This is a genomic window from Streptomyces ovatisporus (assembly GCF_042653885.1).
Lineage (GTDB): Bacteria > Actinomycetota > Actinomycetes > Streptomycetales > Streptomycetaceae > Streptomyces > Streptomyces ovatisporus.
This window is the reverse complement of record NZ_JBHSFH010000003.1, coordinates 139,474-161,235: the sequence shown is the minus strand read 5'-3', so window position 1 is coordinate 161,235 and position 21,762 is coordinate 139,474. Positions and strand designations below refer to the sequence as shown.

The following is a 21,762-nucleotide window of genomic DNA, read 5'->3' as shown; positions in this document are numbered from 1 at the left end:
GGGAGGGTTCGCCGGGCGTCGCGAGCCGGTGAACCTTCCGGTCGCAGCACTACTAGGGCTGTGGTGTGACGGCGACAGCCGGCTCGCCCTGCCAGAAGCGGAAGTAGTCGTAGCCGTAGGCGACGTCGAGGTCCGAGACGTCCAGTACCTGCATCACGTTGCCTATCGCGTCCCAGAACACCCCGTTCACCTCGGGAATCCACAGGAAGCCGAAGACCACCAGCAGCCCGAACGGTGCGAACGGCTCCGCCTGCCGCCGCGCGGCGGGTGAGAGCCACGGCTCCAGAACGCCGTAGCCGTCCAGGCCGGGCACCGGCAGCAGATTCAGGATGGCCGCGGTCACCTGCAGCATCGCGAGGAACGCCAGGGCGTAGCGGAAGGCGAACGGGACGTCGTCCATGGCGTCCAGCCAGAAGGGCGCGGTGAGCAGGGCGGCGAACAGGGCGTTCGTCAGCGGCCCGGCGGCCGAGATCAGACTGTGCTTCCAGCGCCCCCGGATGCGTCCCCGTTCGATGTAGACCGCGCCGCCCGGCAGGCCGATGCCGCCGAGGACGACGAAGACCACCGGCAGCACGATGCTCAGCACGGCGTGCGTGTACTTGAGCGGGTTGAGGGTGAGATAGCCCTTCTCGGCGACGGAGTCGTCCCCGCTGCGCAGCGCCGTGCGCGCGTGGGCGTACTCGTGCAGGCAGAGTGAGACGACCCAGCCGGAGACCACGAAGAAGAAGACCGCCACACCGGTGACTTCGGCCAGGCCCGACCATACGCCCCATCCGGAGACGGCCATGATCGCTGCGATCCCCAGGAAGACGGGGCTGATGCGGTGGTGGTCGGGGTGGGTTCCGGCGCCGGTCATGGGTCCAGACCGTACCGGCACGCCGAACACACAGGCCAACTGGCCCTGCTCACCGAGAGTTGCCCCGTGGGGACCGGGTGTCTCCGTGCGGCGGCCCGCCTCCGGCCCGCGGAGGACGGGCCGCCGTCTGCCGTCCGTGCGGCAAAATCAGGAGAAGCTGTGCCGCGCCTCCGGGAAGTCCCCCGAAATCACGTCCTGGGCGAAGGACTTGGCTGCCTCGCCCAGCGTCTCCCGCAGCCGCGCGTACTGCTTGACGAAGCTGGGCACCCTTCCGGCCGTCATGCCCGCCATGTCCGTCCAGACCAGTACCTGTGCATCGGTCTCCGCTCCCGCGCCGATGCCGACGGTCGGGACGTGCAGGGAGCGGGTCACCTCGGCGGCCAGTTCCGCGGGCACCGCCTCCAGCACCACCGCGAACGCCCCTGCGTCCTGTACGGACTTGGCGTCCCGCAGCAGTTGCTGGGCCGCCTCCTCGCCCCTGCCCTGCACGCGGTAGCCCATGGCGTGCACGGACTGCGGCGTGAGGCCGACGTGCGCCATGACGGGAATGCCCGACTGGACCATCAGCTCGATCTGGTGGGCGGAACGTTCACCGCCCTCCAGTTTCACGGCGCCCGCCCCGGCCTCCTTGATCAGACGTGTGGCGCTGCGCAGCGCCTGCACGGGCCCTTCCTGGTACGTGCCGAAGGGGAGGTCCGCGACGATGAGGGCGCGCTTGGTGCCCCGTACGACGGCGGCCGTCAGCATCGTCATCTCGTCCAGGGTGACGGGGACGGTGTTCTCGTAGCCGAGATGGCAGTTGCCCATGGAGTCGCCGACGAGCATCACGGGGATGCCGGTCTCGTCGAAGACCGAGGCGGTCATGGCGTCGTAGGCGGTGAGCATCGGCCAGCGCTCCCCGCGCTCCTTGGCGGCGCCGAGGTCCCGGACGGTCACGCGGCGGTTCCGTGCTCCGCCGTAGAGAGTGGCCGGCTGCTTCTGCGAAGGCGCGGCCTGCTTCTGCGCATCAGACATGGCTGAAGGCTCCTGTTTTGTGTGGTCTCGTGGCGCCCTGACGGCGTCCCCGGATACACCTCCATGCTGGCACGCGCCGCCGGTCAGTGGAAGGGAAACGGGCGACCCCCGGCCCCTGGCGCGAGCGTCACCGGACGACCGGCGGCGCCCCGGCTCGTCAGCCCGCCCGCCCCAGGGCGCGAGGATCGGCAGCGCGCCGGAGAAGCCGGGCAGCAACCCGGCCGGACGGAGCGGACGGCGGCCGGCGGAGGGGGCGCCGGCCGGGATGAGGCCGAGTGGGCGGCCCCGGGACTTCAATGTGCGGGTTCCGCATTCATAACGATACGAGACGGCTCCGTATCGGATACGCGTAGAGTGGCGGCATGAGTCCCTCCTTCACACCCGAAACGGTCCACCGGCGGCGCTGGGCCGTGCTCGCCGTCCTGATGCTCAGCCTGCTGATCGTCGTGCTGGACAACTCGATCCTCAACGTCGCGATGAAGACGGTCGCCCAGCCCGCACCCGTCGGACTCGGCGCCACGCAGAGCGAGTTGGAGTGGGCGGTCAACTCCTACACGCTGGTGTTCGCCGGCCTCCTCTTCACGGCGGGTCTGCTGGGGGACCGTTGGGGCCGCAGGAGGGTGCTCCTCTTCGGTCTCGTCGTCTTCGGTCTCGGTTCCGTGTGCGCCGCCCTCTCCGACTCGCCGGGTCAACTGGTCGCGTTCCGGGCGCTGATGGGTTTCGGCGGCGCCTTCGTCATGCCGTCCACGCTGGCGATCCTGATGAACGTCTTCGAGCGTGACGAGCAGCCGAAGGCCATCGGCATCTGGGCGGGTGGCGTCGGACTGGCCATCGCCATCGGCCCGATCACGGGCGGTCTGCTGCTGGAGCACTTCTGGTGGGGGTCCGTCTTCCTCGTCAACGTGCCGATCGTCGTGGTGGCGCTTGCGGCGATGGTGCTGCTCGTCCCCGACTCCCGCGACCCGGCCCCGGGGAGGACCGACCCCTTCGGGGTCCTGCTGTCCATAGCCGGGCTGGTGCTGCTGGTCTACGGGATCATCAAGGGCGGCCAGCTGGCCGACTTCACCGACGCCGAGGTGCTGCTCACCATGGGCGGCGCCGTGGCCGTACTGACCGGCTTCGTACTGCACGAGCGGCGGAGCGCCCATCCGGCCCTCGACGTCGGCTACTTCAGGAATCCGTCCTTCTCCGCCGCCGTCGCCGCCATCGCGCTCGTCTTCTTCGCCCTGATGGGGGTGACCTTCTTCGCCGTCTTCTACATGCAGAGCGTGCGCGGCTTCTCGGCGCTGGAGGCGGGGCTGTTGATGCTCCCGCTCGCCCTCGCGCAGCTGGTCTTCGCACCCAGGGCGCGGCTGGTCGTCGAGCGGTTCGGTGCGAAGGCCGTCTGCACGAGCGGCATGCTGCTGGTGGCGGCGGGGATGGCGGCATTCCTGTTCTTCGGCCGTACGACGCCGGTGTGGGCGCTCGAGGTCGTCTTCTTCGTACAGGGCACGGCGATGGCGCACATCATGCCGCCCGCCACTGTCTCGATCATGCAGTCGCTGCCCCGGGAGAAGGCCGGTTCGGGCTCGGCGGTGAACAACACCTTCCGTCAGGTCGGCGGCGCCATGGGGGTGGCCGTGCTCGGTTCGGTCCTCTCCGCCCGCTACCGCGAAGGCGTCGAGGGGGAGTTGGCGGCGCTGCCGCTTCCCGAGGGCGTCCGCCACGCCGCCGGCGAGTCGATCGAGGGGACGCTCGCGCTGGCGTCCCGGATGGGACCCGCCGGCCGGGCGCTGGTCGACCCCGCGAAGGACGCCTTCGTCGATGCGATGCACGTGGCGGCTGCCGGCTCGGCCGCTGTGGCGCTGCTGGGAGCGGTCGTCGTGGCCGTATGGCTTCCCGGCAAGCCGCGGGCGCAGGGGGAGAGTTCGCGTCCGCCGCAAACGGAGGCGGCCAACCCGCCTGTGGGTGCCGGAAGTTGAAGCCCTCGCCGACCGCCTTCGGTCCCGCCGGTGACCGTCCCGGTGACGGACACCGGGCGGTCGGACGACCGGCGCAAGGGTGGCTGCCATGACAGAATCGGGCACCGCCGGACGGACTCCTCGCGTGGGTGGCCGGGGCGCCCGGCCGGGACCAGCAACCGCTTCCACAGCCTGAACAGCAGCAGCCACCGCCGCAGTCGCAGACAGCCACAGACAGCCACAGACAGACACAGACACAAGCCATGAGCCGGAACACAGCGACGGCCCGCCGGCTCACCGCCGGTCCGGGCCGCACAGGCACGACGGAGGCGCCGCGATGAACCGGATGCCGGCGCCGCACGGCACCGCACCCGCGCGGCGTGGCCGGCCGCGCAGCGAGGCCGTCGAGCGCGCCATCATCGAGGGCGTGCTGCGGCTGCTGGAGGAAGGCGTCTCCATCGACGCACTGTCCATGGAGCGAGTCGCCCGCACGGCCGGGGTCGGCAAGGCCACGGTCTACCGGCGGTGGCCCGGCAAGGACGCCCTGCTGCTGGCGGTGGTGGGGGAGTTGGAGGAGCCGCAGGCCGAACTCCCGGGCACGTCCGTACGGGACGATCTCGTCACCATTCTGGAGTGGTACAGGCGGGTCGGGCTGGCCAAACGGAACTCGGCGGTGCTGCGCACCATGATGAGCCACGTGAGCAGCCACCCGAAGCTGTGGCACCAGTACCACGACAGCGTCATCAAGGTGCGCCGGGAGGCCCTGCACGGCGTGCTGCGGCGTGGACTGGAGAGCGGGGAGCTCCGCGGCGGCCTGGACGTGGAGCTGCTCGGGGAACTGTTCGCCGGGCCGATGCTCACCCGTACCGTCCTCCACGAGGGCAAGGATCTGCCCGAGGGACTGGCGGAACAGATCGTGGACTCCGTGCTCGGCGGGGTGCGGGCTCCGGAGTGAGGCGGCGGCCGGAGCGGCTGCCGCGGCGTGGGCCCCGCCCCCGGCGCGGCACCTGTGCGGCACATCCGTGCACGTCGCGGTCGTGTGCCGTGGCATGTGCCGGTTCCGTCACAGCATGCGTGGGAACCCTGGACACCGGAACCCGGCCTGCCGGGATATTCGTCCTGGCCGGCAAGGGTGGCGCAGCCCAAGGGGAACGCGCCCACCGGGTGTTGTGCAGGACGTTCGCCGTGCAGGACACGGCGCCCGCATCACCTATCGTTCGACCAGGCACCGGCAAGGCAAGCGAGGACAGCGGATGGCACGTGCGTACATGACGGAATCGGCGAAGACGTCGGGCGAGTCGCGCGGCTTCCTTTCCCGGTCCCGTCAGGACGGCCGCTCCGTACCCCGGGGTCTGGGCAACTGGGGCCGGTGGGGCGGCGGTGGCGCATGGCGCCGCGGCTGGGTGCTGGGCGTGCTCGCCCTGCTGCTGGGGGCGGCGCTCTTCTGGCACTCCGAGATCCCCAACACGATCGGCAACCTCGGCTCGCTGTGGGAGACGTTCCTGCCCTGGGGCGGCGTGCTCGTACCGGTGCTGGCGCTGCTGGCCGTGCTGCGCCGTTCCGCGCTCGCGCTGGTCGCGCTGCTGCTGCCGACGATGGTGTGGCTGCACCTCTTCGCCGGCCAGTTCACCAGCAAGTCGGGTACGGGCGGCGACCTCACCGTCGTGACGCACAACGTCAACGCCGGCAACCCGGACCCGAGCCGTACGGCGCGGGAACTGGCGGGCTCGGGCGCGGACATCGTGGCGCTCGAGGAAGTCGCCGGCGGGCAGGCGTCGCTGTACGACAAGGGCCTCGCCGGTGCCTACCGCTACCACGAGCGCGTGGGCACGGTCGGTGTGTGGAGCAAGTACCCGATGCGCGACACGAAGACGGTCGACATCAAGATGGGCTGGCCGCGGGCGATGCGTACGACCGTCGACACGCCCAAGGGAGGCGTCGCCGTGTACGCCGCCCATCTCCCGTCCGTGCGGCTGCAGTTCGCCTCCGGTTTCACGGCGGGACAGCGTGACGACAGCGCCGCGGCGCTGGGCAACGCCATAGCGGACGACCCGGTCGACAAGACCATCCTGCTCGGAGACCTCAACGGCACCATGAACGACCGCGCGCTCGCACCCGTCACCTCCCAGATGCGCTCGACGCAGGGAGCGTCGGGGGACGGCCCCGGCTTCAGCTGGCCTGCCTCGTTCCCGACGACGAGGATCGACCAGATCATGGTGAAGGGCCTGGAGCCCGTCTCGTCCTGGTCCCTTCCCGCGACCGGGAGCGATCACCTGCCCGTGGCGGCGTCGGTCGACTTCTAAGGCCCTGTCCGACCCGTCCCGTCTGCTCGCGGCGCCCGGCAGGCAGATCCCCCGCTTCGGGGGCCCCGCGTTGTCGTACCGACCGGGCAGCCCGCTGCGAGGACGATCGTCCGCCTGGGTCCGCTTGCGGCCGCATGCACCGTCCGCCGTGAGCACCGCCTGCGGCGGACGGTGCCATCCGTCGGACAGGCCCCGAGCGCCGGCTCGTGCCCGTGCGCCGGGTGGTCCTCTCGCCCTGCAAGGGCCACCGCCCCCGCACGCTGCGTCCGTCCGGGCCGTGGCATGAATCACGCGCTGTCCGCCCAGCTGTTGCCGTCCTGAGACACGCGGCGGCGCCGCGGGGGAAACGCATCTGACAGACTTTGTTCCGTGTGAGAACATAAGAAGCTGTGTCTGCGCCTGACGGCGTCGTTGTGCAGGCTCGCAGCGCATTCCCCCTTAGAAAACCTTGCTTACGACCTTGATCAACCCTGCCTTGAAAGGTTCCCGCCTCATGCCTCTGGCCTTGCTCGCCCTCGCGATCAGCGCCTTCGGAATAGGCACGACCGAGTTCGTGATGATGGGCCTGCTGCCCAACGTCGCGCGGGACATGGGCACCTCCGTGCCCACAGCCGGATATCTGGTCTCCGCCTACGCCATCGGCGTCGTCATCGGCGCCCCGCTGCTCACCGCGTTCGGCGCGCGTACGCCGCGCAAGCGGATGCTGGTGCTGCTCATGGCGCTCTTCACGGTCGGCAACCTCGCGTCCGCCCTCGCGCCCAACTACGCGGCCCTGCTGGCCGGGCGGGTGCTGGCCGGGCTCCCGCACGGTGCGTTCTTCGGGGTCGGCGCCGTCGTCGCGGCACGGCTCGTGACGGAGGACCGGCGGGCCCGTGCCGTCGCCACCATGTTCCTGGGGCTGACGGTCGCCAACATCGTCGGCGTACCGGCCGGAACGGCGATCGGGCAGGCCCTCGGATGGCGGGCGACGTTCGTGGTCGTCAGCGCCATCGGCCTGCTGGCGATGGTGACACTCGCCGCACTGGTCCCCGAGATGACCGCCGAGCAGCGGACCGGCCTCCGCCAGGAGGTACGCGCCCTCGGCGACCGTCAGGTGATCCTCGGCCTGCTCACCGCGGTCTTCGGATTCGGCGGCGTCTTCGCCGTCTACAGCTACCTCGCCTCGATCATGACCGAGGTCACCGGGCTCGCCGAGTCCTCCGTGACCGTGGTGCTCGCTCTCTTCGGCATCGGCATGACGCTGGGAGCGCTCGTCGCCGGTCCGCTGACGGACCGCGCCCTGCGGCCCACGCTCTACGGCGGCCTCGGCGCGCTCGCCGTGGCGATGGTCACCTTCCACGCCGTCGTCGACATCAAGTGGGCGGCGATGGTGATGGTCGTCGTACTGGGCGGGCTCGGCTTCATGACGACGACGCCCCTGCAGATGCTGATCATGCAGAAGGCCCGGCAGGCGCCGACGCTGGCCTCCGCCGGAAACCAGTCCGCGTTCAACCTCGCCAACGCCGGCGGGGCGTGGCTGGGAGGTGCCGCCGTCGCGGCCGGCTGGGGCTGGACCTCGCCCATGCTGGTGGGCGTCGTACTGGCGCTGGCCGGGCTCGGCATCGCCGTGCTGGCGGGTGTGCTGGACGGGGCGCCGACGCTCTCCCGTTCGCGCATCGTCGCCCGCGGCGGCGTCCCGGGGCTGCGCCGGGCCCGCGCCGCCGAGAGCGTCACGGGCTGACCCGCGCCGACCCGGGCGGACGCCGGGAGCCGGGGGGACCGGCTCCCGGCGTCCGCCCCCACACTCCTCCCGGCAGAAGGGCTCGCGCCGCGGCGCGAGCCCTTCGCCGTTCCCGCCCGCGGACCGGCGCAACTCCGTACACGGACGGGTGAGCTGCTGCGCGGTTGCCCGCCGGAGCCTGTTCAATTCCGGACATGGCAGCCAACGAGTCGGAAGCGGACGCTCCGGAGACCGGCGGAGGACGGTGCGGCACGTTCTGGGAGATGCTCGCCGGCCGGCTCGCCCCGCCTCGGGCCTCGGTGCTCCTCGGCTGGGAGCTGATCGAGGTCGTCCCGGAGGACGGGACCATCGAGGTCGCCTTCCAGGCGCACGAGCAGTTCACGAACCCGGCGGGTGCGATCCAGGGCGGCTTCCTGGCGGCCATGCTCGACGACACCATGGGCCCGGCGCTGGCGGCGGCACTTCCGGACGGGCAGCTCGCCCCGACGCTCGACCTGCACATCCAGTACCTCCGGCCCGCTCTGCCCGGGCGGCTGACCGGACGTGGCCGCGTCGTCCAGCGCGGCAGACAGGTGTGCTTCCTCGCAGGCGAACTCGCCGCCGAGGACGGCACGCTGGTGGCCGTGGCGACGGCGACGGCCCGTCTCCACACGCCGGAGTGAGCGGGGCGCCCGCCGGAGCGGTCTGCTCGGCGGCCCGCCGCAGGGGCGGCCTTGACGGGGGCCGATAGGCTGCCCTTGCAGCGTATTTCTCACAGGTGACCGCATCTCACGCAACCGTCCGCATGGCACGGCCGGTCGGGACGGCCGCCTTCCTCCCCGCATGCGCTTCCGCAGCCGTGGGCCTGCACACCTTCTGCGTCACTCCCGCCGCCGGGCGCGCAGCGCAGGCTCCGCGCCGCGCAGGCTCCGCGCAGGTGGGCGACGTCCCGCTCCCGCGGTCCCGTAACCCGCGCTGCCGGTCCTGTTCACATGTCTGTGCCGACTCTTCGACCAGCCCCGACACGGGGCGGTTTCGGCCTGCCCGGAAGGAGTACCTCATGCAACTCGGACTCGCCTGCCCACGCTTCACCTGGCCAGGTGGCGACTCCGCCGTCGCGGGCCGGTTCGCACAGGTCGCACGCGGCGCGGAGCAGGCAGGTCTGGCCAGCCTGTGGGTGATGGACCACTTCTGGCAGATTCCGAACTTCGGGGCGCCGGACGAGCCGATGCTCGAGGCCTACGGTGCTCTGACCTACGCCGCCGCCCACACGAGCCGTATCACGCTGGGCGCGCTGGTGACCGGAGTCGGGCACCGTCCGCCGGGCCTGCTGGTCAAGCAACTCGCCACCCTGGACGCGCTGTCCGGCGGCCGCGCCGTCCTCGGGATGGGCGCGGGCTGGGACGAGGAGGAGCACCGGGCGATCGGCGTGCCCTTCCCGCCCGCCGCCGAGCGCTTCGAGCGCCTGGAGGAGATGCTCCAGATCGTCCGCAGCATGTGGAGCGACGACGAAGAGCCGTACCGCGGACGGCACTTCGGCCTCGCCCGTACGGTGACCGCTCCCCGTCTGACACGGCCGCACCCGCCGGTCCTCATCGGCGGCAGCGGTGAGAAGAAGACCCTCCGGCTCGTCGCCGAGTACGCCGACGCCTGCAACCTCTTCCACGGCTCCGACGTACGGCACAAGCTGGGTGTCCTGAGGGGCCACTGCGAGCGCCTCGGCAGGCCGTACGGGGAGATCGAGAAGACCCTGCACATGCGTCTTCCCGAAGGCCGGTCCGTCGCCGAGAGCGTGGAGCGCTGCGGCGAACTGGCCTCCCTCGGCATCGATCACGTCATCGTCGCGCCGCCGGACGCGGCGGACGAGGCGACGCTCGGGCACCTCGCCGAACTGGCCGACCGTGTCCGGGAGATGACACCGGCGGGGCGCAGGCCGGGGGAGCGGACCGGGATGCGCAGCGGCCGGGGGTGAGCCGGGTGCGGGGCGGACCTCCGGGGCCCGCCCCGCGTCGCCGGGGTGCGTTCGTCAGCCGGCCGTGCCGTTCCCGGAGGCGCTCTCCCGCCAGTGGTTGGTGATGGGCAGGCGGCGGTCCTTGCCGAAGCCCTTGGCGGAGATCTTCGTGCCCGGCGGGTACTGACGCCGTTTGTACTCGGCGGCGTCGGTCATCCGCAGCACCCGCGTGACGACTTCGGGGTCGTAGCCGCGCTCGACGATGCCCTGGCGGCCCACGTCCCCGTCGACGTACAGCTTCAGGATGCCGTCCAGCACGCCGTAGTCAGGGAGGGAGTCCGTGTCGACCTGGCCGGGGCGCAGCTCCGCGCTGGGCGGCTTGGAGATGCTGTTCTCCGGGATGGGCGGTGTCTCGCCGCGCTCGGCGGCGGCGCGGTTGCGCCACTTCGCAAGCCGGAAGATGTTGGTCTTGTAGACGTCCTTGATCGGCCCGTACGCGCCGACGGAGTCGCCGTAGAGCGTCGAATAGCCGCACGCCAGCTCGGACTTGTTGCCCGGCGCGAGGACGATGTGGCCCTCCTGGTTGGAGATGCCCATCAGCGTCACACCGCGCAGCCGGGACTGAAGGTTCTCCTCGGCGACGCCGGTGAGCTCGACGGAATCCATGAAGGCATCGAACATCGAACCGATGGCCACCGTGCGGTAGTTGAGGCCCGTGCGGCGTGCCATCTCCGCGGCGTCGTCCTTGGAGTGCTCGGAGGAGTAGCGCGAGGGCATCGAGACGGCGTGCACCTGGGAAGGGCCGAGGGCGTCGCAGGCGATGGCCGCGGTGAGCGCGGAGTCGATGCCGCCGGAGAGGCCGAGCACCACCGAGCTGAAACCGTTCTTGGCCACGTACGCCCGCAGCCCGGTGACGAGCGCGGTGTAGATCTCCTCGTCGTCCTCCATGCGCGGAGCCTCGCTGCCGGTGAACTCCGGCTCGTACGCCTCCAGCGGCTCCGTGCTGAGGGCGACGTGCTGCACGGTGAGGCCGTCGTCCACGACCCCGGAGGGCGGTGCCGCGGGCGCCGCGGGGAGTTCCAGGTCGAGGACGAGGCACGCCTCCTCGAACTGCGGTGCACGCGCGAGGACTTCACCTCCGCTGTCGACGACGATCGAGTCGCCGTCGAAGACGAGCTCGTCCTGGCCGCCGACCATCGCGAGGTAGGCCGTCGTGCAGCCCGCCTCCTGGGCGCGCTTGCGGACGAGATCCAGGCGCGTGTCGTGCTTCTCGCGCTCGTACGGCGAGGCGTTGACCGACAGCAGCAGCCCGGCACCGGCGGCACGGGCGGCGGGGACCCGGCCGCCGCTCTGCCACAGGTCCTCGCAGATGGCGAGGGCGACGTCGATGCCGTGGACCCTGACGACGGGCAGGGTCTGGCCGGGCACGAAGTAGCGGAACTCGTCGAAGACGCCGTAGTTGGGCAGGTGGTGCTTGGCGAAGGTCAGTGCGACCTCGCCCTCATGGAGTACGGCCGCGGCGTTGAGGGGGGCGCCTGCCGGGCTGCCCAGGGTGGCGCGCACGTCCTCCGCGCGGTCGAGGTAGCCGACGACGACGGGGACCCCGCCGAGGCCCTCCTCCGCCAGCCGGTGCGCGAGCGTGCGCAGCGCCGCACGGCTGGCCTGGACGAACGAACCGCGCAGGGCCAGGTCCTCCACCGGGTAGCCGGTGAGCATCATCTCGGGGAACGCGACGAGGTGCGCCCCCCGCTCGACGGAGCGCCGCGTCCAGTGCAGGACCGACGCGGCGTTGCCTTCGAGGTCACCGACGGTGGAGTCGATCTGGTTCAGGGCGAGACGTAGTTGAGGCACGCCGCCCACTGTAATCGTCTTCCTGACGAGAGGAAGGGGGTGCCCGTCGGGGTACCGGACGGGGCCGGAGCGGGCCCACCCAGGGTCACCGGCCGGACACGTATGAGTACGTCGCGGGAGGCGCTGTCAAAGCGGAATGAGTGGCTCCGTGAAGCTCCGGGGGGAACCGGACACGTGGCGTTCACGTCACCCTCACAACTGTATCCAGTACCCAAGGTCACTTACGCGAGGGTATCCGCAGCATTTCGATACCTGGTGTACTGGATTCGATGGCCGCCTGGCGGGCATCGGTCAGTGACGTGAACTCGCCACCGCACAGGGGGAAGCACATGTTGGAGGCCCTCGGTCTCGAACCCGTCCAACAGCAGGCCTACGAGGCACTCGTCGACGGCGCGGTCACCGTACGGGAACTGCGCGAGACGCTGGGGCTGAGTGCCACGAAGGTCCGCGAAACCCTCACAGCGCTGGAGAAGTTGAGCCTGGTCGGCAGGTACCCGGGGGAGCGGCGCGGTGAGGAGCGGTTCCTGCCCGTGGCTCCGGAGGTCGCCTTCGAGTCGCTGCTGCTGGCGCGTGAAGAGGCCATCCACCGCACCCGGCGCCACATCCAGCTGCTCGCCACGCGCTTCCGCGCCAACGCCACCGCCCGCGACCCCGTCGACCTGGTGGAGATCGTCACCGGCAGGGCGGCGGTGATCCAGCAGGTCGATCAGTTGCAGTACAGCGCGCGGCACCAGATACGCGGCATCGACCGCCCCCCGTACGCCAACAGCGACCCCGACCGGCTCGACCCCAAGACGGGCATGATGCCGGTGCAGGCGAAGACCATGCGGCGCGGCATCGGCTACCGCGTCATCTACGACACCCACGGCCTGGAGACCTTCCACCGCATCCACACCGACATCGAGGCCTGCGCCGAACTGGGCGAGGAGGCGCGGGTCATGGCCGATACGCCGACGAAACTGCTGGTCGCGGACGACCGCGTCGCGCTGATCCCGCTCCGTTCCGCGCCGCACGAGATGGCGAGCAGCGTCGTCGTGCACCCCTCGGGCCTGCTGGACGCGCTCTGCGAGTTCTTCGAGGTGCTCTGGGCGCGTGCGCTGCCGCTCTCCGCGTATCTGGCCGGCCGTCCGGGTGGCGCCGGGGACGCGCCGTCGCCGGACGAGGCCCGGCTGCTGGCGCTGCTGACCACCGGCATGACGGACCAGGTGATGGCGCGCCAACTCGGCGTCAGCTACCGGACTTTCCAGCGTCGCCTGAGCGGTCTCATGGAGCGGCTCGGTGCCGGTACGCGCTTCCAGCTGGGCATGCGGGCGGCCAGTCTCGGCTGGGTCTCGCAGCCCTCCGAGAGCGAAGCGCGGCTGGCCGCCGGCAATGGCGGGAACGCGTCAGGATCCAGCCATGGACTCCCGGCTGTGACCGGCGGTAAGACGGGTGTCCGATCCGCGAAGAACGCCCCACAAGATGTGGCTTCGAACACTGACCGGTAACCCTTGTTCTCGGCCTGGCCGGTGTGCGAACTTCAGTGCGTGACGTCGTCGCGCCAAGACGGCCCACCAAGAGAAGACCACACGGCCGGACGCCTCTGAACGCTCCGGCCAGGCAACAAACAGCCGCGGTCCGGTATCCCCCACTGCCGGACCGCGGCTTACGTTTTCAGGGCCCCGCGCGGCGGCCCGCACGCCCTCGTCACCCCGCCCCGCCCGGTCTCACCTCCCGGCTCCGGTCCGTACCGCCCCCGCTCTTCCGGACCCTTCCGCGGACGCGTCCCCGGGGCCTTCTCCGCACGTCTCCCGCCGCGGTTCCGCGCCCGCCTCCGCCCGGGTCCGCAGCCCCGGAACGCCCGGCGGATCCGCGTCCGCGAGCGGCCCTTCGGCCCGCGTGTACGCCCCTTTCCCCGTGGTTCACTGGAGACGCGGCGGGAGCGGAAGGGCGCAGGCAACGCTCCGGAAACCGTGTGGTGGGATGCTCGTCCCCGTCCCGGGTCACCCGGGACCGAGGCCCGACGGGGTGTCGCCCCGGGTGCGGGCGGGCACGCTGAGCAGCGAGGATGGGTGACTATGGATAAGCAGCAGGAATTCGTGCTCCGCACGCTCGAGGAGCGCGACATCCGGTTCGTCAGGCTGTGGTTCACCGACGTGCTCGGCTTCCTGAAGTCCGTCGCCGTCGCGCCCGCCGAGCTGGAGCAGGCATTCGACGAGGGCATCGGCTTCGACGGTTCGGCGATCGAGGGCTTCGCGCGGGTCTACGAGTCGGACATGATCGCGAAGCCGGACCCCGGCACCTTCCAGATACTGCCGTGGCGGGCGGAGGCCCCCGGAACGGCGCGGATGTTCTGCGACATCCTGATGCCGGACGGCTCCCCCTCCTACGCCGACCCGCGCTACGTGCTCAAGCGCAGCCTCGCCAAGGCCTCCGACCTGGGCTTCACCTTCTACACCCACCCCGAGATCGAGTTCTTCCTGCTCAAGGACCGGCCGGTGGACGGCACGCGTCCCTCCCCGGCGGACACCTCCGGGTACTTCGACCACACCCCCCAGCACGTCGGCATGGACTTCCGCCGGCAGGCGATCACGATGCTGGAGTCGATGGGCATCTCCGTGGAGTTCTCCCACCACGAGGGCGCCCCCGGCCAGCAGGAGATCGACCTGCGCTACGCGGACGCCCTGTCCACGGCCGACAACATCATGACGTTCCGCCTGGTGATGAAGCAGGTCGCGCTGGAGCAGGGCGTGCAGGCCACCTTCATGCCCAAGCCCTTCTCCGAGCACCCGGGCTCCGGCATGCACACCCACCTCTCCCTGTTCGAGGGCGACCGCAACGCCTTCTACGAGTCGGGCTCGGAGTACCAGCTCTCCAAGGTGGGGCGTTCCTTCATCGCCGGACTGCTCACACACGCGGGTGAGATCTCCGCCGTCACCAACCAGTGGGTCAACTCCTACAAACGCATCTGGGGCGGCGCGAACCGGACAGCGGGGGAGGGCGGCGAGTCGCCCTCGTACATCTGCTGGGGCCACAACAACCGCAGTGCGCTGATCCGGGTGCCCATGTACAAGCCGGGGAAGATGGGCTCCACCCGCATCGAGGTGCGTTCGCTCGACTCGGGAGCCAACCCGTACCTCGCCTACGCCACACTGCTGGCCGCCGGGCTGAAGGGCATCGAGGAGGGCTACGAGCTGCCGCCGGGCGCCGACGACGACGTGTGGGCGCTCTCCGACGCCGAGCGCCGGGCGATGGGCATCGAACCGCTGCCGCAGAACCTGGGCGAGGCCATCACCCTCATGGAGCGCAGCGAACTGGTCGCGGAGACACTGGGCGAACACGTCTACGACTTCTTCCTGCGCAACAAGAAGCAGGAATGGGAGGAGTACCGCTCCGAGGTCACCGCCTTCGAGCTGCGCAAGAGCCTGCCGGTGCTGTAGAGCGGCGGGTCGTGCGGTAGGACGGCGGCCGTCCGGGTACGGCCGGAACGCGGAGTGTGTGCGAGTACGGAGGACGGTCAAGGGTGCAGGGCGGTCGGCGGGACAGCCGGTACGGACAGCTGGTGCGGCGCGGCTTCACCGAACCGGCCGCGGCGGAGCGGCTGCTCGCCTCGGACGCGTTCGGCGAAGTGCGGGCCGACACCCAGCTGCTGGACGCCTTCGGAGCGACAGCCGACCCCGACCTCGCGCTGAACGGTCTCGTCCGGCTCGTCGAGGCGGAGGAGGACCCGCAGCGCCTGCTGGACACGCTGCTCGCCAGCAAGCCCTTGCGGGACCGGCTGCTCGGCGTGCTGGGCGTCTCCGAGGCGCTGGGCGACCACCTCGCCCGCCACCCGGACGACTGGCAGGCACTCGCCACGTACGAGCGGAGGGATCTGCACCCGGGGATCGAGGAGTTCGAGGCGGCCGTACGCCCCGCCACCGACCCGGACGATCTGCGGCACCGCTACCGGCGCGCCCTGCTGTCCATCGCGGCCCGCGACGTGTGCGGGACCAGCGATCTGGCGCAGACCGCCGCGGAGCTGGCCGACCTGGCCGCCGCCACCCTGCGTGCCGCGCTCTCGCTCGCCTCCGCCGAGGCGCCCGAGGACGCGAAGTCATGCCGTATCGCGGTGGTCGGCATGGGCAAGTGCGGAGGCTGCGAACTCAATTACGTCTCCGACGTCGATGTCATCTTCGTGGCGGAACCGGCCGACGGCACCGAGGAGGCACAGGCCCTCCAGGCCGCCGGACGTCTCGCGGCACGGATGATGCGGATCTGCTCCGACACCACCGCCGAGGGCACCATCTGGCCCGTCGACGCCAACCTCCGCCCGGAGGGCCGCAACGGACCGCTCGTCAGGACGCTCTACTCCCACCTCGCGTACCTCAACCGGTGGGCGAAGACCTGGGAGTTCCAGGCCCTGCTCAAGGCGCGTCCGGTGGCGGGCGACATGGCGCTGGGCGAGGCGTACGCGGAGGCGGTCGCGCCGCTGGTGTGGCAGGCGGCCGAGCGCGAGAACTTCGTCCCCGACGTGCAGCAGATGCGCCGCCGCGTCGTGGAGAACATCCCCGCGGCGCAGGTCGACCGTGAACTCAAACTCGGGCCGGGCGGCCTGCGCGACGTCGAATTCGCCGTGCAGCTCCTACAGTTGGTGCACGGCCGGACCGACACGACGCTGCGCAGCCCCACGACGCTCGACGCTCTGGACGCACTCGCCGCGGGCGGCTACGTGGGTCGGCAGGACGCCGCCGCGCTCGACTCCGCGTACCGCTTCCTGCGCATGCTCGAGCACCGCATCCAGCTGCACAAGATGCGCCGTACGCACCTGATGCCCGAAGGGGAGGCGGACCAGCGCAGGCTCGGCCGCTCCCTGGGCTACCGCAGCGACTCCGTCAACGAACTTCACAAGGCGTGGCGCAAGCACGCCGCCGCGGTGCGCCGGCTGCACGAGAAGCTCTTCTACCGGCCGCTGCTGGACGCCGTCGCCCAGCTCGACGTCGGTGAGGCGCGGCTCTCGCCGAGCGCCGCACGGCAGCGGCTGGAAGCGCTCGGTTACGCCGATCCTGCCGGAGCCCTGCGGCACCTGGAGGCGCTGGCGAGCGGTGTGAGCCGCAAGGCGGCCATCCAACGCACCCTGCTTCCCGTCCTGTTGGGCTGGTTCGCCGACTCGGCCGACCCCGACGCGGGGCTGCTCAACTTCCGGAAGGTCTCCGACGCGCTCGGAACCACGCCCTGGTACCTGCGGCTGCTGCGGGACGAGGGTGCCGCGGCGGAGAACCTCGCACGTGTCCTGTCCGCCGGGCGGCTCGCTCCCGATCTGCTGTTGCGGGCTCCGGAAGCAGTCGCGCTGCTCGGCGACGAGGGCGGGCTGCGGCCGCGTACGCGGGAGGCGCTGACCCAGGAGGTGCTGGCGGCCGTGGGCCGCGCGGCGGACGCCGAGTCGGCGGTGGCGGCGGCGCGAGGGGTGCGGCGGCGCGAGATGTTCCGCACGGCCGCCGGCGACCTGATCGGCGCGTACGGCACCGAGGAGCTGCCCGCGGAGGACCCCGCACCGGCCGTCGACCGTATCGGCGCGGCCCTCACCGGCATCAACGCCGCGACTCTCGCCGGTGCGCTGCGGGCAGCCGTGCGCGGCCGGTGGGGAGACGAACTGCCCACCCGCTTCGCGGTGATCGGCATGGGCCGCTTCGGCGGGCACGAGCTGAGCTACGGCTCCGACGCCGACGTCCTCTTCGTCCACGAGGCCCGCGAGGGCGTGAGCGAACAGGAGGCCGGCAAGGCCGCGCTGGCCGTCGCGACGGAACTCCGCCGGCTCCTTCAACTGCCCACCTCCGATCCGCCGTTGCTCATCGACGCGGATCTGCGCCCGGAAGGCAGGTCCGGCCCGCTGGTGCGTTCCCTGGAGTCCTACGCCGGCTACTACCGCCGCTGGTCGGCCGCCTGGGAGAGCCAGGCGCTGCTGCGTGCCGAGCCGGTCGCCGGCGACGAGGATCTGGGGCGCCGCTTCACCGAGTTGATCGACCCGGTCCGCTATCCGGCCGACGGGCTGAGCGAGGAGGCGCTGCGGGAGATCCGGCGGCTCAAGGCCCGTATGGAGTCCGAACGCATGCCCCGTGGTGCGGACTCCACGACGCACGCCAAACTCGGCCGTGGCGGGCTCGCCGACGTGGAGTGGACGGTGCAGCTGCTTCAGCTCCGGCACGCCGCCGGGGTGGAGGGGCTGCGTACGACGCGTACGCGGGCCGCGCTGAGCGCCGCCGGAGAGGCGGAGCTGATCGACCCGGAGGACGCGCAGACCCTCGACGAGGCGTGGCTGCTGGCCACTCGCGTGCGCAACGCCGTGATGCTCGTGCGCGGCCGGGCAGGTGACACGTTCCCCTCGGACGCACGGGAGTTGGGAGCCGTCGGCCGCTACCTCGGCTATCCGGAGGCCAGCGGAAGCGGGGAGATGCTCGACGACTACCGCCGCGTGACGCGGCGGGCCCGCGCCGTGGCGGAACGGCTCTTCTACGGAACCTCGGAGTGAGCGGGGCACAGGCCCCGCGCGGCGCGAGGGGCCAGCCACGGACGTGGGCCCTCGCACCGCGGACGGTCAGGACCGACCGACGCGCCGGTCCGGGCTCTCGAACCTCAGGCGGGTGCCTTGACCAGTCTCGGCAGACGGTACGAGAGCCGCCCGTACCAGCCGTAGGAGAGGGCGAAGCCGAAGCCGAGGCAGATCACGCCGCCCACCGCGTCCAGCCAGAAGTGGTTCGCGGTGCAGACGATCACGATCAGTGTGCTCACCGGGTACAGCACGCCCAGCACACGTACCCACAGCGGAGCGGCGAGCGCGGCGATGGTGATGCCGCACCACACCGACCAGCCGATGTGCATCGACGGCATGGCCGCGTACTGGTTCGACATGTCCGCCAGGTTGCCGGAGGCCATCGAGCCCCAAGTCTGGTGAACCTGCACGGTGTCGATGAAGGAGTCGCCGCGCATCAGACGCGGGGGTGCCAGCGGGAAGAGGTAGTAGCCGAGCAGGGCGATGCCGGTGGTGGCGAAGATGACGAGGCGCGTCGCCGCGTAACGGCCGGGATGGCGGCGGTAGAGCCAGACGAGCACGGCGATCGTCACGATGAAGTGCAGCGTCGCGTAGTAGTAGTTCATCGTGAGGATGAGCCACGTGACGCCGTTGACGGCCCGGTTGACGGAATCCTCGACGGCGATGCCGAGGACGTGTTCCGCCTTCCAGATCCAGTCGGCGTTGTCGAGGGCCTGCGTGCGCTGCTCGGGAACGGCGTTGCGGATGAGGGAGTACACGCCGTAACTCACCGCGATGAGGACGATCTCGAACCAGATGCTGGGGCGTCGGGCGGCACGCAGCCGCGTCATGAGGGCGGTGCGGACCCCGGTGCCGTGTCCGGCGGCGCCGGCGGTCTCAGCGGTGGCCGTGCCGGCTGCGGTCCTGTCGGCTGCGGTCGTGTCAGCGGTGGTCGTTCCGGCTGCCCCGGCTCCGGATCTCCCGTCCCCGCGACCGGTCTCGTCGCTCTCGGTCTCCGGCGTCCCAGCGGTCTGTCGGCGTACCTGTGCGGTCCTTGTCGTCGATGCCCCCATGAGGGGACAGTCTGCCAGACCTGGACGTTCCGCCGATCATCCTGCGGTCGGGTATCAGCCGGTTTCCGTCCTCCCTGCGGCCGAGGGGAAGGACGCAGTGGAACCGCGTACGACCAGCTCGGGCAGGAAGACGAACTCGCTGTGCGGGGCAGGGGTACCGCCGATCTCCTCCAGCAGCGCCCGCACTGCCGCCTGGCCCATCGCCGTGACGGGCTGACGGATCGTCGTGAGCGGCGGGTCGGTGAAAGCGATGAGGGGGGAGTCGTCGAAGCCGATCACGGAGACCTCGCGCGGGACTTGGAGTCCCCGCTGGCGTGCCGCCCGGATCGCGCCCAGAGCCATCATGTCGCTGGCGCACACCACGCCGGTGCAGTCCCGCTCCAACAGGGCGGTGGCGGCGGCCTGTCCGCCCTCCAGCGTGTAGAGGGAGTGCTGCACGAACTCCTCGGCCCGCTCGGCGCCGAGGCCCAGTTGCTCGTCCATCGCGCGCACGAATCCCTCGATCTTGCGCTGTACGGGCACGAACCGTTCCGGCCCGACGGCCAGCCCGATGCGGCGGTGGCCGAGCGCGGCGAGGTGGGTGACGGCGAGTCGCATGGCCGCGCGGTCGTCGGGGGAGACGAAAGGCGCCCGCACCTTCGACGAGAAGCCGTTGACGAGGACGAAGGGCACGCCCTGGCCGCGCAGCCGTTCGTAGCGCTGCATGTCGGCCGTGGTGTCGGCGTGGAGGCCGGAGACGAAGATGATGCCGGCGACCCCGCGGTCGACGAGCATCTCCGTCAGCTCGTCCTCCGTCGATCCCCCGGGCGTCTGCGTGGCCAGGACGGGCGTGTACCCCTGCCGGGTGAGGGCCTGTGCGATCACCTGCGCGAAGGCGGGGAAGATCGGGTTCTCCAGCTCGGGGGTGATCAGGCCGACCAGCCCCGCGCTGCGCCGGCGCAGCTTCACGGGACGTTCGTATCCGAGCACGTCGAGCGCGGCGAGTACGGATTCACGGGTGGCCGCGGCGACGCCCTGCTTGCCGTTGAGGACCCGGCTGACCGTCGCTTCGCTGACCCCCGCCTGTGCTGCGATGTCAGCTAGCCGTGCGGTCACAGGGGTGGACTGTACCGGCCGGATCACACGGTGCCCACCGCGCGGGTAGTCAAGATCTGCAATTACGTTTTCTGAAAGTTGCCGCAAACTCTTTCGCGAGCGCCGCCGCGCTGTTACGTTCCTCCGCAGCCGGGCGCCGCCCATGGCGCCGGGGGTCCCCCAGGCCGTCGGCCGAGGGACGCACACGTGGAGGGGATGGACATGCGGCGAAGCAGAGGGGTCATCGCGGCGGCCGCGGTGCTTGCGCTCACGGCGACGGCGACGGCCTGCGGCGGGGAGGACCAGAGCGACCAGAGCGGTGGCGGCGGCGAGATAGCCGGAACCGTCACCTACTGGGACACCTCGAACGACGCCGAGAAGGGCACGTACAAGAAGATCGCGGAGGACTTCGAGAAGAAGCACCCGAAGGTCGACGTGAAGTACGTGCACGTCAACTTCGGCGACGCGAACCAGAAGTTCAAGAACGCGGCAGGCGGCAACTCCGGTGCCCCCGACGTGATGCGCACCGAGGTCGCCTGGGTCGCCGACTTCGCCAACCTCGGCTACCTCGCGCCGCTGGACGGCACACCCGCGATCGACAAGCCGTCCGACTACCTCGAGACGGCCGCCGGCAGCACCCGCTTCAAGGGCAAGACCTACGCGGTGCCGCAGGTCACCGACACGCTCGGCCTCTTCTACAACAAGAAGATGCTCAAGAAGGCCGGGGTCGAAGTACCCAAGTCCTTCGACGAGTTGAAGAAGTCCGCCAAGAAGATCAAGAACAAGACCGGCAAGACGGCGCTGTACCTGCGCGGGGACGACCCCTACTGGTTCCTGCCGTACCTCTACGGCGAGGGCGGCGACCTCGTCGACCCCACGGCCAAGAAGGTCACCGTGGACGACCCGGCAGGCGGCAAGGCCTTCGCCAGGATGAAGGACCTCGTCGACTCCGGCGCCGCGGTGACGGACAGCAGCGACGGCCAGGAGAACGGCCTCAAGGCCTTCCAGGACGGCGACGTCGCCATGATCATCGACGGTCCGTGGGACATCGCCGGTGCCCAGCAGGGCAAGCAGTTCAAGGACGACAAGGCCAACCTCGGAGTCGCGCCCGTCCCCGCCGGCAGCAAGGGCCGCGGCTCACCGCAGGGCGGCTGGAACCTCTCCGTGTACGCGGGCAGCAAGAACTTGCGGACGGCGCAGGAGTTCGCCAAGTACATGAGCTCCGCCGAGGTCCAGCAGCGCACGACGGAGGAGCTGAGCCTGCTCCCGACCCGTGAGTCCGTCTACGACGAGCCCTCGGTGCGCGAGAACAAGATGGTCGAGTTCTTCAAGCCCGCAGTCGACGAGGCCGTGCAGCGCCCGTGGATCGCCGAGGGCAACTCGCTCTTCGAGCCCGTCCGCGGACAGATGGACGCGGTCCTCACCGGCAGCCGCAGCCCCGACGCCGCCGCCGACAAGGTCGGCGACGGGTTCCGCAAGCTGCTGAAGGACTACAAGTAGAAGGGGACGGGGCG

The 21,762-nt window shown here is 70.9% G+C and carries 15 protein-coding genes; 10 read left to right on the top strand and 5 right to left on the bottom strand.

The annotated features are described in order from the left end of the window. Window positions 1-52 precede the first annotated feature (52 nt). Complete coding sequence (locus ACFPA8_RS02420; RefSeq protein WP_386441500.1) at window positions 53-856, bottom strand: site-2 protease family protein; 804 nt, start codon at window positions 854-856, stop codon at window positions 53-55. Between the two features lie 147 nt (window positions 857-1,003). Then, the gene (gene panB / locus ACFPA8_RS02415) at window positions 1,004-1,870 is read right to left on the bottom strand and encodes a 3-methyl-2-oxobutanoate hydroxymethyltransferase (protein ID WP_386441497.1); all 867 of its coding nucleotides are present in this window, start codon (window positions 1,868-1,870) and stop codon (window positions 1,004-1,006) included. Between the two features lie 362 nt (window positions 1,871-2,232). Here panB and ACFPA8_RS02410 point away from each other — a divergent pair, with 362 nt between their 5' ends. The 6 genes from ACFPA8_RS02410 (at window position 2,233) to ACFPA8_RS02385 (ending at window position 9,784) form a co-directional block, all read left to right on the top strand. Continuing rightward, window positions 2,233-3,831 (top strand): MFS transporter, encoded by a 1,599-nt coding sequence (locus tag ACFPA8_RS02410; RefSeq protein ID WP_386441494.1) that lies wholly within the window; start codon window positions 2,233-2,235, stop codon window positions 3,829-3,831. A 325-nt stretch (window positions 3,832-4,156) separates the two neighbouring features. Further along, on the top strand, window positions 4,157-4,765 hold the full coding sequence (locus ACFPA8_RS02405) for a TetR/AcrR family transcriptional regulator (protein WP_386442773.1): 609 nt from the start codon (window positions 4,157-4,159) through the stop codon (window positions 4,763-4,765). A 298-nt stretch (window positions 4,766-5,063) separates the two neighbouring features. After that, window positions 5,064-6,113, top strand: coding sequence for an endonuclease/exonuclease/phosphatase family protein (locus ACFPA8_RS02400; protein ID WP_386441491.1), 1,050 nt, complete (start codon window positions 5,064-5,066; stop codon window positions 6,111-6,113). A 493-nt stretch (window positions 6,114-6,606) separates the two neighbouring features. Continuing rightward, window positions 6,607-7,833 (top strand): MFS transporter, encoded by a 1,227-nt coding sequence (locus tag ACFPA8_RS02395; protein WP_386441488.1) that lies wholly within the window; start codon window positions 6,607-6,609, stop codon window positions 7,831-7,833. A 194-nt stretch (window positions 7,834-8,027) separates the two neighbouring features. Next, complete coding sequence (locus tag ACFPA8_RS02390; RefSeq protein ID WP_386441485.1) at window positions 8,028-8,495, top strand: PaaI family thioesterase; 468 nt, start codon at window positions 8,028-8,030, stop codon at window positions 8,493-8,495. A gap of 377 nt (window positions 8,496-8,872) precedes the next feature. After that, complete coding sequence (locus ACFPA8_RS02385) at window positions 8,873-9,784, top strand: LLM class F420-dependent oxidoreductase (RefSeq protein ID WP_386441482.1); 912 nt, start codon at window positions 8,873-8,875, stop codon at window positions 9,782-9,784. 54 nt (window positions 9,785-9,838) lie between these two features. Here the strand turns inward: ACFPA8_RS02385 and ACFPA8_RS02380 are convergent, their stop codons facing one another. After that, window positions 9,839-11,614, bottom strand: coding sequence for an NAD+ synthase (locus tag ACFPA8_RS02380; RefSeq protein ID WP_386441479.1), 1,776 nt, complete (start codon window positions 11,612-11,614; stop codon window positions 9,839-9,841). A gap of 329 nt (window positions 11,615-11,943) precedes the next feature. On the opposite strand from ACFPA8_RS02380, the gene ACFPA8_RS02375 reads away from it, so the two are divergent. The 3 genes from ACFPA8_RS02375 to ACFPA8_RS02365 all read left to right on the top strand — a co-directional run bounded on the left by ACFPA8_RS02375 (window position 11,944) and on the right by ACFPA8_RS02365 (window position 18,101). Then, complete coding sequence (locus ACFPA8_RS02375; RefSeq protein ID WP_386441476.1) at window positions 11,944-13,101, top strand: helix-turn-helix domain-containing protein; 1,158 nt, start codon at window positions 11,944-11,946, stop codon at window positions 13,099-13,101. Window positions 13,102-13,671: 570 nt separating this feature from the next. Further along, entirely contained in the window at window positions 13,672-15,033 is a 1,362-nt protein-coding gene (locus ACFPA8_RS02370; protein WP_189038670.1) for a glutamine synthetase family protein, read from the top strand. An 83-nt stretch (window positions 15,034-15,116) separates the two neighbouring features. Further along, window positions 15,117-18,101: a bifunctional [glutamine synthetase] adenylyltransferase/[glutamine synthetase]-adenylyl-L-tyrosine phosphorylase gene (locus tag ACFPA8_RS02365; protein WP_386441473.1), complete on the top strand. Its 2,985-nt coding sequence runs from the start codon at window positions 15,117-15,119 to the stop codon at window positions 18,099-18,101. Window positions 18,102-18,205: 104 nt separating this feature from the next. Here ACFPA8_RS02365 and ACFPA8_RS02360 read toward each other — a convergent pair whose 3' ends face one another. Both ACFPA8_RS02360 and ACFPA8_RS02355 read right to left on the bottom strand, forming a co-directional pair. Then, entirely contained in the window at window positions 18,206-19,174 is a 969-nt protein-coding gene (locus tag ACFPA8_RS02360; RefSeq protein ID WP_386441470.1) for a phosphatase PAP2 family protein, read from the bottom strand. 54 nt (window positions 19,175-19,228) lie between these two features. Continuing rightward, window positions 19,229-20,269, bottom strand: a complete 1,041-nt coding sequence (locus tag ACFPA8_RS02355) for a LacI family DNA-binding transcriptional regulator (protein WP_386441467.1) — start codon at window positions 20,267-20,269, stop codon at window positions 19,229-19,231. A 201-nt stretch (window positions 20,270-20,470) separates the two neighbouring features. Between ACFPA8_RS02355 and ACFPA8_RS02350 the strand changes: the two genes are divergently transcribed. Further along, a complete protein-coding gene (locus ACFPA8_RS02350; RefSeq protein WP_386441464.1) occupies window positions 20,471-21,748 on the top strand; it encodes an extracellular solute-binding protein in 1,278 nt (425 codons plus the stop codon). The last annotated feature ends 14 nt before the right edge of the window (window positions 21,749-21,762 follow it).